General features: G+C 73.3%; 10 protein-coding genes and 2 pseudogenes. 9 read left to right on the forward strand and 3 right to left on the reverse strand.

Going from position 1 to position 17,032, the window contains the following annotated elements:
* The first annotated feature begins 72 nt into the window (after nucleotides 1-72).
* The 4 genes and pseudogenes from AC3CH1_RS17915 to nudC all read left to right on the forward strand — a co-directional run bounded on the left by AC3CH1_RS17915 (nucleotide 73) and on the right by nudC (nucleotide 9,613).
* A complete protein-coding gene (locus AC3CH1_RS17915) occupies nucleotides 73-3,564 on the forward strand; it encodes an ATP-dependent helicase (protein ID WP_488463860.1) in 3,492 nt (1,163 codons plus the stop codon).
* Nucleotides 3,565-3,619: 55 nt separating this feature from the next.
* On the forward strand, nucleotides 3,620-7,114 hold the full coding sequence (locus AC3CH1_RS17920; protein ID WP_488463861.1) for an ATP-dependent helicase: 3,495 nt from the start codon (nucleotides 3,620-3,622) through the stop codon (nucleotides 7,112-7,114).
* Between the two features lie 10 nt (nucleotides 7,115-7,124).
* Nucleotides 7,125-8,518: pseudogene (locus tag AC3CH1_RS17925) on the forward strand (dipeptidase).
* Nucleotides 8,519-8,656: 138 nt separating this feature from the next.
* Nucleotides 8,657-9,613: an NAD(+) diphosphatase gene (gene nudC, locus AC3CH1_RS17930; RefSeq protein WP_488463862.1), complete on the forward strand. Its 957-nt coding sequence runs from the start codon at nucleotides 8,657-8,659 to the stop codon at nucleotides 9,611-9,613.
* Between the two features lie 79 nt (nucleotides 9,614-9,692).
* Here nudC and AC3CH1_RS17935 read toward each other — a convergent pair whose 3' ends face one another.
* Nucleotides 9,693-9,947, reverse strand: coding sequence for a glutaredoxin domain-containing protein (locus tag AC3CH1_RS17935; RefSeq protein ID WP_006127421.1), 255 nt, complete (start codon nucleotides 9,945-9,947; stop codon nucleotides 9,693-9,695).
* 240 nt (nucleotides 9,948-10,187) lie between these two features.
* Between AC3CH1_RS17935 and AC3CH1_RS17940 the strand changes: the two are divergent.
* From AC3CH1_RS17940 to AC3CH1_RS17960, 5 genes and pseudogenes are all read left to right on the forward strand, one after another.
* Nucleotides 10,188-12,402 (forward strand): annotated as a pseudogene (locus AC3CH1_RS17940) (ATP-dependent DNA helicase UvrD2).
* Between the two features lie 167 nt (nucleotides 12,403-12,569).
* Nucleotides 12,570-12,899, forward strand: coding sequence for a hypothetical protein (locus AC3CH1_RS17945; protein WP_361879145.1), 330 nt, complete (start codon nucleotides 12,570-12,572; stop codon nucleotides 12,897-12,899).
* Between the two features lie 176 nt (nucleotides 12,900-13,075).
* Nucleotides 13,076-13,444, forward strand: a complete 369-nt coding sequence (locus AC3CH1_RS17950; RefSeq protein ID WP_007460056.1) for a WhiB family transcriptional regulator — start codon at nucleotides 13,076-13,078, stop codon at nucleotides 13,442-13,444.
* Complete coding sequence (locus AC3CH1_RS17955; RefSeq protein WP_265599456.1) at nucleotides 13,441-13,800, forward strand: hypothetical protein; 360 nt, start codon at nucleotides 13,441-13,443, stop codon at nucleotides 13,798-13,800. The genes AC3CH1_RS17950 and AC3CH1_RS17955 overlap by 4 nt, the downstream gene beginning before the upstream one ends.
* 98 nt (nucleotides 13,801-13,898) lie before the next feature.
* Entirely contained in the window at nucleotides 13,899-14,102 is a 204-nt protein-coding gene (locus AC3CH1_RS17960; protein WP_488463863.1) for a hypothetical protein, read from the forward strand.
* 19 nt (nucleotides 14,103-14,121) lie between these two features.
* On the opposite strand, the gene AC3CH1_RS17965 is transcribed toward AC3CH1_RS17960, so the two are convergent.
* Nucleotides 14,122-15,618, reverse strand: a complete 1,497-nt coding sequence (locus AC3CH1_RS17965; protein ID WP_488463864.1) for an ABC1 kinase family protein — start codon at nucleotides 15,616-15,618, stop codon at nucleotides 14,122-14,124.
* Nucleotides 15,619-15,682: 64 nt separating this feature from the next.
* Entirely contained in the window at nucleotides 15,683-16,843 is a 1,161-nt protein-coding gene (locus AC3CH1_RS17970; protein ID WP_488463865.1) for a ThiF family adenylyltransferase, read from the reverse strand.
* Between the last annotated feature and the right edge of the window lie 189 nt (nucleotides 16,844-17,032).

Consider the following 17,032-nt stretch of genomic DNA (forward strand, 5'->3'; position numbering starts at 1 on the left):
CCGCCCGCACCGACCCCGTCCCTCATCCGTCACTCGTACACCCGCGCACACCCACCAGGACCGGCGATCCACGTGAGTTCCTCCTCCACCCGGCACAGTCCGCACCGTGAGTCACGGCCGCGGACCACGGGTGCGTACCGCCTGGTCCGCACTCCGCCGGGTTCCGTGGATCCCCCCTTCCTGGACGCAGCCCAGCGCGCGGTGGTTGACCACCCGGGCGGCCCGCTGCTGGTCCTCGCCGGGCCCGGCACCGGGAAGACCACCACCCTCGTCGAATCCGTCGCCGCGCGGGTCGACCGGGGCACCGACCCCGCCCGCATCCTCGTCGTCACCTTCAGCCGCAAGGCCGCCGTCGAGCTGCGTGACCGGATGGCCGCCCGCCTCGGGGCCGCCCGGGGCCCGCAGGCCACCACGTTCCACTCGTACTGCTATGCCCTGGTCCGGGCCCACCAGGACGCCGATCTGTTCGCCGATCCGCTGCGTCTGCTGTCCGGCCCCGAACAGGACGTCACCGTCCGCGAGCTGCTCGCGGGCCAGCTCGACCTGGAGAAGGAGGGCCTGGCCCACGTCCGCTGGCCGGACGAGCTGCGGTCCTGCCTGACCACCCGCGGCTTCGCCGACGAGGTGCGCGCCGTGCTGGCCCGCAGCCGTGAACTGGGCCTCGGCCCGGACGCGCTGGCCGCCTTCGCCCGCCGCACCGGCCGCCCGGACTGGACGGCGGCGGCCCAGTTCCTCGCCGAGTACCTCGACATCCTCGACGCCCAGGGCGTCCTGGACTACGCCGAGCTGGTGCACCGCGCGGTCCTGCTCGCCGAGCGCCCCGAGGTGGCGGAGCGGCTGGCCGGGAGCTACGACGCGGTGTACGTCGACGAGTACCAGGACACCGACCCGTCCCAGGTGCGCCTGCTGCACGCGCTGGCGGGCAACCGGGGGCCAGCGCCGGGGTACGCCGAGGAGCGCGGGGCGGCAGCGCGCGGCGGGCGGACGCTGATCGCCTTCGGCGACCCCGACCAGTCGATCTACACGTTCCGTGGCGCCGACGTGAACGGCATCCTCGACTTCCCGGACACCTTCCGCCGGGCGGACGGGGGCCCCGCGCCCGTGGGCGTCCTCACCACCTCCCGCCGCTCCGGGGCCGGACTGCTCGCGGCGACCCGGCTGCTCACTCGCCGGATGCCGCTGACCCGGCTGCCCGCCGACATGGTCCGCGCCCACCGCGACCCGGCCGCCGTCCGGGACGGCGGCCAGGTCGAGACGTACACCTACCCGACCGCGTCCACGGAGCTGGAGAACATCGCGGACCTGCTGCGCCGCGCCCACCTGGAGGACGGGGTGCCGTGGCAGGAGATGGCCGTGCTGGTACGGGCCGGAGGCCGCTCGCTGCCCGCCGTCCGCCGCGCCCTCACCTCCGCCGGAGTCCCCCTGGAGGTCGACGGCGACGACCTGCCGCTGCGCCACGAACCGGCCGTCGCCCCCCTGCTGACGGCGCTGCGGACGGTGGCCGCGGCCGCGCTGCGCACTGCTCGCGCCGACGAGGGGCCGGACACTGCTCGCGCCGACGAGGGGCCGGACACCGCTCGCGCCGACGAGGGGCCGGACACTGCTCGTGCCGACGAGGGGCCGGACACCGCCCCTGGCGACGAGGGGTCGCGCGCCGCCCGTGCCGACGAGGAGCGGGACGAAGCGGCCCCCTGGCTCGACTCCGAGACCGCCCTCACCCTTCTCACCTCCCCGCTCGGCTCCATGGACGCCGCCGACCTGCGCCGCCTCGGCCGGGCCCTGCGCGACGAGGAGCGCGCCGCCGGGATCCGGGTCCCCGCACCCTCCGACGCACTGCTGGCCCGCGCGCTCGCCGAGCCCGAGCGGCTCGTCACCCACGACCCGGCGTACGCCCACGGCGCGCAGCGCCTCGGCGCGCTCCTGCGCAAGGCCCGCGAACTCCTCGAAGGCGGCGGCACCGCCGAGGAGGCCCTGTGGACCCTGTGGAACGGCACCCCCTGGCCCGGCAGACTGGAGCGGGCCGCCCTGCGCGGCGGGGCGGGCGGGCGCAACGCCGACCGCGACCTCGACGCGGTGTGCGCCCTGTTCGAGACGGCAGCCCGCGCCGAGGAGCGCACCGGCGGGCGCGGGGCCCTCAACTTCCTCGAAGAGGTCGACGCCCAGGACATCGCCGCGGACACCCTCTCGCGGCGGACCGCCCGCCCCGACGCCGTACGCCTGATGACCGCCCACCGCTCCAAGGGCCTGGAGTGGCGGCTCGTCGTCGTCGCCGGGGTCCAGGAAGGCGTCTGGCCCGACCTGCGCCGCCGGGGCTCCCTGCTGGAGGCGGACCGGATCGGCCGCGACGGGCTCGCCGAACCCCTCACGCCCGGGGCCCTCCTCGCCGAGGAGCGCCGGCTCTTCTACGTCGCCGCCACCCGCGCCCGCGACCGCCTGGTCGTCACCGCCGTGAAGGCCCCCGCCGACGACGGCGACCAGCCCTCCCGCTTCCTGACCGAGCTGGGCGTCGAACCCCGCGACGTCACCGGCCGCCCCCGCCGCCCCCTCGCCGTCGCCGCGCTCGTCGCCGAGCTGCGCGCCACCACGGTCGACCCGGCCGCGTCCGACGTGCTGCGCGAGGCCGCCGCCCACCGACTCGCCCGGCTCGCCGCGCTCACCGACGACGAGGGGCAGCCGCTGGTGCCCGCGGCCCACCCGTACCGCTGGTGGGGCCTGGAGGAGCCGACCCGCTCCGCCGTGCCGCTGCGCGACCGCGACCAGCCCGTCACCCTCTCCGGCAGCGCGCTGGACCAGCTCGCCAACACCTGCGCCCTCCAGTGGTTCCTGGGCCGCGAGGTGAAGGCCGACGCCCCGGCCACCGCCGCACAGGGGTTCGGCAACGTCGTCCACGTACTCGCCGACGAGGTCGCCTCCTCCCGGACCCCCGCCGACCTGGACGTCCTCATGGAACGCCTGGACTCCGTGTGGAACGGCCTCGCCTTCGACGCCCCCTGGAAGTCCGAGCAGGAGAAGGACCACGCGCGTGCCGCCCTGGAACGCTTCCTCAAGTGGCACGTCCTGGACCGGGGCGGCCGCACACCCACCGCGAGCGAGCACGACTTCGACGTGACGCTGGAGGCGGGCGAGTACGCCGTCCGCATCCGGGGCTCGATGGACCGGGTCGAACAGGACGCCGAGGGCCGGGCGTACGTCGTCGACTTCAAGACCGGCAAGAGCGCGCCCACCAAGGACGAGGTCGCGGCCCACCCCCAGCTCGCCGTCTACCAGCTCGCCGTCCGCGAGGGCGCGGTCGACGAGGTCTTCGACGGCCGGCGCCCCGAGCCGGGCGGAGCCGAGCTGGTCCAGCTCCGCCAGCCCGCGCCCCGGAAGGAGGGCGGCGACGCCTTCCCCAAGGTCCAGGCCCAGGAACCGCTGGCGGGGGAGTGGGTCTCCGGCCTGCTCGCCACCGCCGCGGGAAAGGTCCTGGACGAACGCTTCACCCCCACCACCGGCGCCCACTGCGCCCACTGCGCCTTCCGCGCCTCGTGCAGCGCGCAGCCGGAAGGTCGGCAGGTGGTGGAGTAGGGCCTTTCGTGAGCATCGGCCCGGGTTGTCAGTGACTCCGGTTACCGTTTCTCACGTGTCCCCACGCCTCACCGATCCCGAGCAGCTCAAGGAGCTCCTCGGGATCCCGTTCACCCCGGAGCAGACGGCCTGCATCACCGCGCCGCCCGCCCCGCAGGTGATCGTGGCCGGGGCCGGGTCGGGCAAGACCACGGTGATGGCCGCCCGCGTGGTCTGGCTGGTGGGCACCGGACAGGTCGCGCCGGAGCAGGTCCTCGGCCTCACCTTCACCAACAAGGCGGCGGGCGAGCTGGCCGAGCGCGTCCGCAGGGCGCTCATCGCCGCCGGGGTCACCGACCCCGACGTCATCGACCCGGACAACCCCCCGGGCGAACCCACCATCTCCACCTACCACGCCTTCGCCGGCCGCCTCCTCACCGAGCACGGCCTGCGCATCGGCCTGGAGCCGACCACCCGCCTCCTCGCCGACGCCACCCGCTACCAGCTCGCCGCGAAGGTGCTGCGCGAGGCCCCGGGCCCCTATCCGGCGCTCACCCGGTCCTTCCCCACCCTGGTCAACGATCTCCTGGCGCTCGACGGGGAGCTGTCCGAACACCTCGTGAGCCCCGGCGCGCTGCACCGTCACGACACCGAGCTGCTGAGCGCCCTGGAGCACACGAAACTCAGCAACGCCGACCTCCGCAAGATCCCCGAGACGGCCGAGGCCCGCCGCTCCCTCCTCAGCCTCACCGAGCGCTACCGAACCGCCAAGCGCAGCCGGGACCTGCTGGACTTCGGCGACCAGATCGCCCTCTCCGCCGAGCTGGCCCTGACCCGGCCCGAGGTCGGGAGGATCCTGCGCGAGGAGTTCCGGGTGGTCCTCCTCGACGAGTACCAGGACACCTCGGTGGCCCAGCGGCTGCTGCTCTCCGCGCTGTTCGGAGCCGGTACGGAGTCCGGGGAGGGCGGCCGCACGCCCACCGGCCACGCGGTGACCGCCGTGGGCGACCCCTGCCAGGCGATCTACGGCTGGCGCGGCGCGTCCGTCGCCAACCTCGACGACTTCCCCGAACACTTCCCGCACGCGGACGGCGCCCCCGCCACCCGCTACAGCCTCAGCGAGAACCGGCGCAGCGGCGGCCGTCTCCTCCAGCTCGCCAACGGCCTCGCCGAACCTCTGCGGGCGATGCACGAGGGCGTCGAGGCGCTGCGCCCCGCCCCGGGAGCCGAGCGGGACGGCATGGTCCGCTGCGCCCTGCTGACCACGCACACCGAGGAGATCGACTGGCTCGCCGACTCCCTCGCCCACCTCGTGCGCACCGGCACCCCGCCGGGCGAGATCGCCGTCCTGTGCCGCACCGCCGGGGACTTCCCCGAGATCCAGGCGGCGCTGGTCACCCGGGACATCCCGGTCGAGGTCGTCGGCCTCGCCGGACTGCTCCACCTGCCCGAGGTGGCGGACCTGGTCGCCGTCTGCGAGGTCCTCCAGGACCCGGGGGCCAACGCCTCCCTGGTCCGCCTCCTCACCGGACCACGCTGGCGCATCGGCCCCCGCGACCTAGCGCTCCTGGGCCGCCGCGCCCGCCTCCTCGTGCACCGGGCCGGCCACGCGGACGACGCCGACGCGGACCAGCGGCTCGCGGACGCGGTCGAGGGCACGGACCCGGCCGAGGTGATATCGCTCGCGGACGCGCTGGACACCTTCCTGGTCGTGGGGGACGCGGCCGACGACGGGCTGCCGTTCTCCGCCGAGGCCCGCGTCCGCTTCGCCCGCCTCGCCCGGGAGCTGCGCGACCTGCGCCGCTCGCTCGCGGACCCCCTGATGGACGTCCTGCACCGGGTCCTGGCCACCACCGGCCTCGAGGTCGAGCTGTCCGCGTCCCCGCAGGCGCTGGCCGCCCGCCGCCGGGAGACCCTCGCCAACTTCCTGGACACCGCGGCCCGGTTCGCCTCCCTGGACGGCGAGGCGACCCTGCTCGCCTTCCTCGGCTTCCTGCGGACCGCCGCACAGTACGAGAAAGGCCTCGACAACGCGCTGCCCGGCGGCGAGAACACCGTCAAGGTCCTCACCGCCCACAAGTCCAAGGGCCTGGAATGGGACGTCGTCGCCGTACCCGGACTGGTCACGGGCCAGTTCCCGAGCGACCGGGCCCGGGAGGCGTGGACCGCCCAGCCCCAGGTGCTCCCGCACGCCCTGCGCGGCGACGCCGAGACGCTCCCGGCCCTCGACCCGCGCGACGGCCTCGACGCCAAGGAGATCAAGGCGTTCAAGGCGGAGATGAAGGAGCACCAGCACACGGAGGAACTGCGCCTCGGCTACGTCACCTTCACCCGCCCCCGCTCCCTGCTCCTCGGCTCCGGCCACTGGTGGGGCCCGTCCCAGAAGCGCACCCGCGGCCCGTCCGCCTTCCTCGACGCCCTGTACGAGCACTGCGCGGCGGGCCACGGGGAGATCGAGGCCTGGGCGGACGAACCCGCCGAGGACGAGGAGAACCCGGCCCTCGCGGAACGGGACGCCGACCTGGCCTGGCCGCTCCCGCTGGACGCCGACGCCCTCGCCCGACGCCGCGCCGCCCGCGACACGGTGCTGGCCCACCTGCAGCGGCTGGCCGTCCACGGGGACGAGGAGTCACCGGCGTACGGACCGGCGCCCGCCGACGTACCGGTGGACGAGGAACTGTCCGAGGAGGAACCGGTGGACGAGGACTGGGACTGGGACGCGCTCCCCACCGAACGCCCCCGGGACGCACCCGATACGGGACCGGAGACCGCGCAGGTCACCCCGGAGACCCTGCCAGGCACGGGCACCGCACCGCCCCCGCGCATCCCGGCCGCCCGCCACCCCCAGGAGTCCGGTCCCGCGGAACGGCTCACCCCCGAGGAGGCTCGCACCCTCGCCTCCTGGGACCGGGACCTGGACTCGCTGGCCGGGGAGCTGCGCCGCGCCCGCGCCACCGTGCGCGAGGTCCTCGTGCCCGCCGCGCTCTCCGCCACCCAGCTGCTGCGCCTGGCCGAGGACCCCGACGCCTTCGCCCGGGAGCTGGCCCGGCCCATGCCCCGCCCGCCCCAGCCCGCCGCCCGCCGGGGCACCCGGTTCCACGCCTGGGTGGAGTCGCGGTACGAGGAACTGCCGCTGCCCATGCTCGGCCCCGACGAACTGCCCGGGGGCGACGAGAGCGACGCGGAGATCGCCGACGAGCGGGACCTCGCCGAGCTGAAGGAGGCGTTCGAGCGCACCGCCTACGCCCGGCGCACGCCGTACCGGGTGGAGACCCCGTTCCAGATCACCCTGGCGGGCCGCGTGATCCGGGGCCGGATCGACGCCGTCTACCGCACGGGCGACCGGTACGAGATCGTCGACTGGAAGACCACCCGCCACCGCACCGCCGACCCGCTCCAGCTCGCCGTCTACCGGCTGGCCTGGGCCGAACTGCACGACCTGCCGCTCGAAGAGGTCACCGCCACCTTCCTCTACGTACGCAGCGGGGAGACCGTCCACCCGCGGGGACTGCCCGGCCGGGCCGAGCTGGAGCGGATCCTGCTGGACGAGCCGGCCCCCGGGGACGGATAGGCTCAAGAGCATGAGCGAGACCCCGGACAGCGCCGTCCGTACGTACACCGAACAGCACCGCGCAGCCTTCCTCGACGACCTCGCGGAGTGGCTGCGCATCCCGTCCGTCTCCGCGCAGCCGGAGCACGACGGGGACGTACGGCGCAGCGCGGAGTGGCTGAGCGCCAAGCTCCAGGAGACCGGCTTCCCGGTCAGCGAGATCTGGGAGACCCCCGGGCGCCGGCGGTCTTCGCCGAGTGGCCCAGCGAGGACCCGGACGCCCCGACGGTCCTGGTCTACGGGCACCACGACGTGCAGCCCGCCGCCCGCGAGGACGGCTGGGCGACCGACCCGTTCGAGCCGGTGATCCGGGACGGCCGGATGTACGGACGCGGCGCGGCCGACGACAAGGGCCAGGTGTTCTTCCACACCCTGGGGGTCCGCGCCCACCTCGCGGCGACCGGCCGCTCCACTCCCGCCGTCCACCTCAAGCTGCTGATCGAGGGCGAGGAGGAGTCGGGCTCCCCGCACTTCCGCGCCCTGGCCGAGCAGCGGGCGGACCGGCTCGCCGCCGACGCGGTGATCGTCTCGGACACCGGCATGTGGGACGAGGACACCCCGACCGTCTGCACCGGGATGCGCGGCCTCGCCGAGTGCGAGATCGAGCTGTACGGCCCCGCCCAGGACATCCACTCCGGATCGTTCGGCGGAGCCGTCCCCAACCCGGCCACCGAGATCGCCCGCCTCGTCGCCGCCCTCCACGACGCGGACGGCCGGGTCGCGGTCCCCGGCTTCTACGACGGGGTCACCGACCTCACCGACACCGAGCGGGCCCTCTTCGCCGAGCTGCCCTTCGACGAGGCCACCTGGCTACGCACCGCGAAGTCGGGGGCCGCGGCCGGCGAGGCCGGGTACTCCACGCTGGAGCGCGTCTGGGCCCGCCCCACCGCCGAGGTCAACGGCATCGGCGGCGGCTACCAGGGCGCCGGCAGCAAGACGATCATCCCCTCCTCGGCCCTGGTGAAGATCAGCTTCCGGCTGGTCGACGGCCAGGAGCCCGACCGCGTCCAGGCGGCCGTCCGGAGCTGGGCCGAGTCCCGTATCCCGGCGGGCGTCCGCCACCGGATCGCCTTCCAGCCGGCCACCCGCCCCTGCCTGACCCCGCTGGACCACCCCGCCCTGAAGGCGGTGGCCCGCGCGATGGGCCGGGCCTTCGGGAAGAAGATCCTCTTCACCCGCGAAGGAGGCTCCGGCCCCGCCGCCGACCTCAGGGACGTGCTCGGTGCACCCGTCCTCTTCCTCGGCATCTCCGTACCCTCCGACGGCTGGCACGCCCCCGACGAGAAGGTCGAGCTCGACCTGCTGCTCAAGGGCGTGGAGACGACCGCCCACCTGTGGGGCGAACTGGCCACGGCACTGCGCTGAGCCCGTACCTGCTGAATGCCCGTACCTGCTGAACGCCCGGAACTGCTGGACGCCGGAACCGGCACTCCGCTGAATCCTCTGCACACCCTCCACGTACCTGTGCACACCCGATCCACCCAGGGGGAGTAGGAAGCACCTGTGAGCACCTTCGACAACGCCACCGCAGACCGCCCGATCGGCCTCACCGCGCCGAGTGGCATCGACCGCGCGGCACACCACCGCCTCGACGAGGCGTGGCTGGCCGTGGCGTGGAGCCACCCGACGACCCGCGTCTTCGTCGTCTCCGGCGGGCAGGTGCTGATCGACGACACCCCCGAGGGGGGCACCGAGATCGTCATGACCCAGGCCTTCGAGGCCCCGGTCACCGAGACCCACCGGTATTTCCTCGGCACCGACGAGGACGGCGTCAGCTACTTCGCGCTCCAGAAGGACTCGCTGCCCGGCCGCATGGACCAGTCGGCCCGGCCCGCGGGGCTCCGCGAGGCGGGACTCCTCCTCGGCCCCCGCGACGCGGGCCTGATGGCGCACGCCGTCGCCCTGGAGAACTGGCAGCGGCTGCACCGCTTCTGCTCCCGCTGCGGCGAGCGCACCGTCATCGCGGCGGCCGGCCACATCCGCCGCTGCCAGGCCTGCGGCGCCGAGCACTACCCGCGCACCGACCCGGCGGTCATCATGCTGGTCACCGACGACCAGGACCGGGCCCTGCTCGGCCGCCAGGTGCACTGGCCGGAAGGCCGCTTCTCCACGCTCGCCGGATTCGTCGAGCCGGGGGAGTCGATCGAACAGTCCGTGGCCCGCGAGGTGTACGAGGAGGCCGGGGTCACCGTCGGCGAGGTCGAGTACATCGCCAGCCAGCCCTGGCCGTTCCCCTCCAGCCTGATGCTCGGCTTCATGGCGCGGGCGACCACCTTCGACATCACCGTCGACGGCGAGGAGATCGAGGAGGCCCGCTGGTTCTCCCGCGAGGACCTCACCGCCGCCTTCGAGTCCGGCGAGGTCATGCCCCCGTTCGGCATCTCGATCGCGGCCCGCCTGATCGAGCTCTGGTACGGCAGGCCGCTCCCGAGGCCCGGCAGCGCGAAGCGGACCGACTGAGCACCCCCGGACACACCGCTGCCCCCGGCGGTGCCGGGGGCAGCGGTGTGCGCGGCGGGCGGTCGTCCATCGGCCGGGATCAGGCGGCGAGCGCCTGCTTCACCTGGGCGAGCGACGGGTTCGTCATGACCGACTCGGTGCCCGAGGGGGCCACGATCAGCAGCGTGGGGACCGTCTGGTTTCCGCCATTCGCCTTCTCGACGAACGCGGCCGACTCCGGGTCGTGCTCGATGTTGACCTCGTTGTACGCGATGCCCTCGCGGTCCATCTGGCTCTTCAGCCGACGGCAGTAGCCGCACCAGGTGGTGCTGTACATCGTCACAGTGCCCGCCATGTCGCTGGCGCTCCTTCGTCTCGTCCGTACGCTGCGCGGCCGGCAGCGTCACCAGCGGTCGGGCCGCTGTCGACGGCCCCTCCGCTTGGATAGGGAACGTACGGGACGCGGCCACCATTCCCACCACGCCCCCGTATCGGCCCGGTAGCCGCCCCCGTGCCGCGGCAGCCGGTACGACGAATACCTCACCCCTGTGGACGACCGCCGCATCCGCCCCGTGGGACCTGGCAGCATGGCGGGGTGACAGCAGCAACGCACTCCACCCTCTTCCCCCAGGTCCCCGAGACCCCGGACGCCGTGCTCGACGGGCTCGACCCCGAGCAGCGCGAGGTGGCTCTGGCCCTGCACGGACCGGTGTGCGTGCTGGCCGGAGCCGGTACGGGCAAGACCCGCGCGATCACGCACCGCATCGCGTACGGGGTGCGTGCGGGCATCCTCCAGCCGGCCACGGTGCTCGCCGTCACCTTCACCAACCGGGCCGCCGGAGAGATGCGCGGCCGCCTGCGACAGCTCGGCGCGACCGGCGTCCAGGCACGGACCTTCCACTCCGCCGCCCTCCGCCAGCTCCAGTACTTCTGGCCGAAAGCCGTCGGTGGCGAGCTGCCCCGGCTGCTGGAGCGGAAGGTGCAGCTGGTCGCCGAGGCCGCCGCCCGCTGCGAGCTCCGGCTCGACCGCAACGAGCTGCGGGACGTCACCAGCGAGATCGAGTGGGCCAAGGTCACCCAGACCGTCCCCGCCGACTATCCGGCGGCCGTCGCCAAGACCCAGCGCGACGCCCCCCGCGATCCGGCGGTCCTCTCCCAGATCTACTCCACGTACGAACAGCTCAAGCGCGACCGCTCGGTGATCGACTTCGAGGACGTCCTGCTGCTCACCGTCGGCATCCTCCAGGACCGGGCCGACATCGCCGAGCACGTGCGCGGCCAGTACCAGCACTTCGTCGTCGACGAGTACCAGGACGTGAGCCCGCTCCAGCAGCGGCTGCTCGATCTCTGGGTCGGGGACCGGGACGATCTCTGCGTCGTCGGCGACGCCAGCCAGACGATCTACTCCTTCACCGGGGCCACCCCCGACCACCTGCTGAACTTCCGCACCCGCCACCCCGGGGCGACCGTGGTCAAGCTGGTGCGGGACTACCGCTCCACCCCTCAGGTCGTCCACCTCGCCAACGACCTGCTGAGCCAGGCCCACGGCAAGGCGGCCGACCACCGGCTGGAGCTGGTCTCGCAGCGCGCCAAGGGGCCCGAGCCCGTATACACGGAGTATTCCGACGAGCCCACCGAGGCCGAGGGCACCGCCCGGCGGATCCGCGATCTCGTCGCCGCGGGCGTGCCGGCCGGTGAGATCGCCGTCCTCTACCGCGTCAACTCCCAGTCCGAGGTCTACGAGCAGGCACTCGCGGACGCCGGGGTGCCCTACCAGCTGCGCGGCGCCGAGCGGTTCTTCGAGCGGGCCGAGGTCCGCGAGGCGGGCACCGCCCTGCGCGGCGCGGCCCGCGCCGGAGGCAACGACTCGCTCCTCGACGGGGCGGAGGACCTGGCCTCCCAGGTGCGGGCGGTGCTCTCCACCAAGGGCTGGACCAGCCGGCCGCCCGCCGGATCGGGAGCCGTGCGCGACCGCTGGGAGTCGCTGGCCGCGCTGGTGCGCCTCGCGGAGGACTTCGAGACGGCGAGAGGGGGCGACCCTCACCGACCTGGTCCGTGAGCTGGACGAGCGGGCCGCCGCCCAGCACGCCCCGACGGTCCAGGGGGTGACCCTGGCCTCGCTGCACGCGGCGAAGGGCCTCGAATGGGACGCCGTGTTCCTGGTCGGACTCACCGAGGGCATGATGCCGATCGCCTACGCCAGGACCGACGAGCAGGTCGAGGAGGAGCGGCGCCTGATGTACGTCGGAATCACCCGCGCCCGCGTCCACCTCTCGCTCTCCTGGGCGCTGTCCCGGTCGCCGGGCGGCCGGGCGAGCCGACGGCCGACCCGCTTCCTGAACGGGCTGCGCCCGGGTTCGACGGCCTCGGGCGCGCGGAGCGGCGCGGGCGGCGGCGGAGGGATCGACCGGGGAACCGGCCGGTCCGCCGTCGGGCGGACCCCGGCCGTCGAGCGCAAGCCCAGGAGCCCGGTGCGCTGCCGGGTCTGCGGACGCACACTCACCGACGCGGGCGAGATGAAGCTGATGCGCTGCGAGGAGTGCCCCTCGGACATGGACGAGGCGCTGTACGGGCGGCTGTACGACTGGCGTGCCGCACAGGCGGCCCTGCTGGGGCAGCCGGACTTCTGCGTGTTCACCGAGAAGACCCTCATGGCGATCGCCGAGGCCGTGCCGTCCACCGCGGGCGAGCTGGTCGTCATCGCCGGTGTCGGCAACCGGAAGTTGAGCCGCTTCGGCACCGATGTTCTGGCCATCTGCGCAGGTGAGGCGATTGATGGCGAGTCCGAGGAGGGCGCGGACGAGACCTGAGGAAAACTCGTCCAGAAAATAGTTTGCGCCCGCCCCAGTCGTCACCATAGGTTCTTAACCACGGGAACAGCGACTTCTCTGAAGCCCTGATTCCGTGCTGTACTTATCCGAATACGCAGGACCGGTCCCGGCCGGTCCCCCTGAGACGCCGAGAGGAGGCGATTGAAGTGATCAGCATCATCGAAACCCAGAAAATGACCGATCTCTCGGTCGTCTCCGCCTGCTCGCTCGGCCTCACCCGCTCCTCGGTTGCCTCGCTTCGTGCCACCGGTCTGTCCGGCGTCTCCGCCGTCCGTCCGCTGTCCCTGGTGAGCCTCCCCGTGACGCGGGAGCGTAATGAGCGACCGATCGAGGCACCGGCGGCAGCAGTAGCGAAGGCAGCACAGGCTCAGGCCTATGCCTTTGCGGCAGCCGGTGCCGGAGCCGAGAAGCAGACGCAGCACCACCACACGATGTGGGCCTTCCGTGGGCCTGAACCCTGGAGCGATCCAGCCTGATCCAGCATCAGGCCGGCGCCTTCAGGGCCGCGGAACCCCACTCGGGATCCGCGGCCCTTTTGTTTTGTCCGAACGGACAGGACGGAGCGAAGGAGCCTCGGGACAAGCAGGACCTGGTACCAGCAGCCGCCAACCGGCCAACAGGCCGGCACGACCAGACGAGGACACCACCCACCGTGCACATCGAAACGCACGCCCCGTCAGTACCGCTTTCCACCCCGATCTCGCCGCCCGGCTCCACGGAGGACTCCGCCTTGACCCCGCTCACCACGCTCACCGCGCTCGACGACGCCATCGAGAACCTCGGCGTACCCGTTCCCTGCCGTTCCTACGACCCGGAGGTCTTCTTCGCCGAGTCGCCCGCCGACGTCGAGTACGCCAAGTCCCTCTGCCGCACCTGCCCGCTCGTCGAGGCCTGCCTCGCCGGGGCGAAGGACCGCCGCGAGCCGTGGGGCGTCTGGGGTGGCGAGCTCTTCGTCCAGGGCGTCGTCGTGGCCCGCAAGCGTCCGCGTGGCCGTCCGCGCAAGAACCCGGTCGCAGCGTGACCGCGACCTGTGGGGTCCCCGCCCCCACACGCAGGCTCCGCCTCGGAACGATCGACCGTCCCCAGACCCATGACCCCCGGAATCAGGCACCGATGATCACCCCCACGAAGGAGCCCGTCGGCTCCGCCACCCCCGACGTCACCATCATCGGCGCGAACGACTCGCGTCAGAACAGGACCCGCGAAATGCAACTCATCCCAGAAGCCATGGCGCGTGCGCATATGCGCGACCGCCTGCGGGAGGCCCAGGAGGACCGCCAGTCGGCCCGCCTGATCGCCGCCCGCCGGATGCAGCGCCGAGCGGAGCGCGCCTCGCTGCGCGCCCGCCGCGCGCTGGCCATGGCGGTCATGCACTGACCGTGCACCCGTCACCTCGCCGCGGGGCCGTCCGGACACGGACGGCCCCGCGGTGCTTTGTACCGCCGCCCATCCGGTCACGGGGATATCGTCAGACCGTGGACGAGGAGACCCATCCCCCCGAACGACCGGCCGAGCACAGCGTGGTGTGCGCCCGCTGCGGCACCGCCGCAGAGGGCGACACAGCCCCTGGGACCTGGCTCTGTTCCGTGGAGGACGGACGCCGTCTCCTCTTCTGCGAGGGCTGTGCCCGCCTCCACATCCGTGCCATCGAGAGCCGCCTCGACTCACTCTGGTGGTGACCGAGGCTCCTGACCTCTCCTACGCCTGGACGGGCTCCCCCTCCGGCTCGCCCCCCTCCTCGGCGTACTCCGCCCCCTCCACCTCGGTCTCCTCGGCGTCCTCCGCGAGGAACCCCGGCAACCACGCCTCGAGCTCGTCGCGCAGCCGGACCGTCGCGCCCAGCTGGCACAGCACCCCGATCGTGCTGAGCGTCACCCGGTGGATGAGGACGTAGGACGGCGGGAGATTCAGCTGCCGGCCGAGCTGATGGGCGGGGGAGCGCGGATCGGCTATGCGGGCCGCCTGTTCACGGATCCAGCCCCGGCTGAAGGTGAACTCCTCCACCTGCGTGGGCTCGATGATCGGGAGCAGGTAGTCGAGCACCGCGTCCGGGTCCAGGTCGATCGACTCCTTCACGAAGCCCTCTTCGCGCAGCAGCCCGTACACTCCCGCCGCGTCGCCCTCCAGCGTCAGCCGCAGGGAGTCGCCGATGGTCCGCGGCAGCCCGCCCGGCAGCCGGTCGACCGTGCCGAAGTCCAGCACCCCCAGCCGCCACGACCCGAACGAGCCGTCGTCCTCCTCCGCGAGCGCCGCTCCCTTTGTATGCTCCGCGCCCTCCGTATGTTCCGCGTTCTCCGGATGCTCGGCGTTCTGCGGCGCCGGGGGCAGCAGCCGGAAGTTGCCCGGGTGCGGGTCGGCGTGCAGCAGGCCGGTGCGTGCCGGACCGGAGAAGAGGAAGCGGGCCAGCAGCTGTCCCGCACGGTCCCGCTGTTCCGCCGTCCCCTCCGCGATGACCTCGGACAGCGGGATCCCATCGATCCACTCCGTCACCAGCACCTGGTCGGACTGGTGCACCACCTGAGGGACCACCACATCAGGGTCGCCCTCGAACTCCGCCGCGTGCTCCTGCTGCGACCGGGCCTCCAGCTCGTAGTCCAGTTCCTCCGAAACCCGGTCCCGCAGCTCCTTGATCAGCGGCTTGATGTCCATCCCCGGGACCAGTGGGCCGAGCAGCCTGGCGAAACGGCTGAGCTGGGAGAGGTCGGAGAGCAACGCCTCGCCCGCGCCGGGATACTGCACCTTCACCGCGACCTCGCGGCCGTCGTGCCACACCGCCCGGTGCACCTGCCCGATCGAGGCGGCAGCCGCCGGCGTGTCCTCGAACTCCAGGAAATACTCCCGCCAGTCTTCCCCGATCCGGGTCGCGAGAACCCCGTGGACCGTGCGCGCGGGCAGCGGCGGCGCGGCCTCCTGGAGCTTGGTCAGCGCAGCACGGTACGGGCCGGCGACCTCCTCGGGCAGGGCCGACTCGAAGACGGAGAGGGCCTGGCCCAGCTTCATCGCCCCGCCCTTCAGCTCGCCCAGGGTCTTGAACAGCTGGTCCGCCGTGCGCTGCTGCACCTCACGGGCGACCAGCTCGGCCGACTTTCCGCCGATCCGCTTGCCCAGACCCCATGTGGCACGACCGGCGAAGCCGAGCGGAAGCGCGGCCAGCTTGGCCGTACGCGTAACCGCCTTCCGGGGAAGATCAGACATGTGCCCCTCCAGTTCCCAGACTGCCGTGCCGCTCCGGCCTCCCGGATCTCTCCGGCGACGGCGGTCACCCTGCCATTGTGTCCTGCGCCGGAAGAGCACCGGAGGGCCGTTCCCTCGTAGCGCCCCCGGCCGCCCCGCAGGAGCAGTCCGCATGCGGGCCGATCGGCTCGGAACGCCAGTCCAGCAAGGGCAGAGCGGCCTCCCAGCGAGCCCCGGTACAGGCAGGGAGGTCCCCGTCCAGAAAGGCCAGGGCATGTGCCGCGGCCAGACCGGCGACCGCCGTCGCGAGTCCCAGATCGCAGGCGGGCACCGCTCCCCGCCGCCCGGAACGCCACTGCGCCAGCATCCGGGGCCACTGCGGATCCCGGTCCGCGCGGTGCAGCTCCAGGCAGCCCGCGCACCCGGTGCCCCCGGGCAGGACGAGAGGCCCGACCACGCCGGTGGCCTCGATCACTCCCGCATAGAGATGGGGAGTGCCCGAGGCGATCCAGGGACCGGCCGTGTCCGCGACGGGTGCGTACACCGCGAGGCCGTCCCGGGGGGCGACGACGATCAGGGACAGACCGGGCTGCCCGGCGCTCCCCGGCAGGTCGGCCACCGCTCCGTCCGTCCTCGCCCGCCGGGGAGCGGGCCCGGGCGCGCACCGGCGGACGAGCCGACGGGCCGCCACGTCGCGCCGTTCCCCCACGGATTCCGGGGGGAGCCCCCCGGGCGCCACGTCCCAGTGCTCGGCCCGGCCCCCGTCGAGCACTTCCACGTGCCCCACTCCGGCGCCCGACAGCACCGAGGCGATGGACGCCCCGACCCGGCCCGCTCCTCGCACCTGGACCCGCATCGCCCGCCGGGCCGCCATCCGGAGCGTCCCGCCGCCCGGCTCGGGACGGACGACCGACAGAGAGGCCACATCGGGACGCTGGCGGTCCATCATCTCGGCGCGACGGCACAGGACATCGGCCCCCGGACCGGCCGATTTCGGGTCGTCCAAGAGCCCGGCCTCCGCCAACCGCGACAGCAGGGTGTCCACATGACGTTCCGACAGGTCCAGGGCGCGGGCCTCCTCGTGCAGCAGTGGCAGTCCTCGCGTGCCGTCGAGCAGTTCCAGGAAGCTCCCCGTGGCGAGGTCCACCGGTCCGAGCGTCACGGCATGTGCGGGTGTCACACCGAACTGCACGGTGTTCCGTCCGCGCCAGGCGCGGCGCAGTGCGGGCTTCAGCATCGGATACATGATTTCTCCCCCCGAGCGGTGTCGCGGGCACAGCTGTGCCCGCAGACCGGTTGATCCACGAGTCTTTCCGTAGGACCTCCGCCAGAATGCGGGCCCGCGCCGAACCTCGCCCGGAGTTGTCCACAGGCACAGGTCGTTAGTCATTCAAGCCCTCAGTCGTTCAAGCGTGTGATCGTTCACATGGCGCGT

It is taken from the genome of Streptomyces sp. MGP-P1, assembly GCF_057766565.1.

What these genes read in the sequence shown, in the direction of transcription:
- AC3CH1_RS17935 (WP_006127421.1), bottom strand. Translation starts at nt 9,947, where the DNA reads ATGGCGGGCACTGTGACGATGTACAGCACCACCTGGTGCGGCTACTGC.
- AC3CH1_RS17965 (WP_488463864.1), bottom strand. Translation starts at nt 15,618, where the DNA reads ATGTCTGATCTTCCCCGGAAGGCGGTTACGCGTACGGCCAAGCTGGCC.
- AC3CH1_RS17970 (WP_488463865.1), bottom strand. Translation starts at nt 16,843, where the DNA reads ATGTATCCGATGCTGAAGCCCGCACTGCGCCGCGCCTGGCGCGGACGG.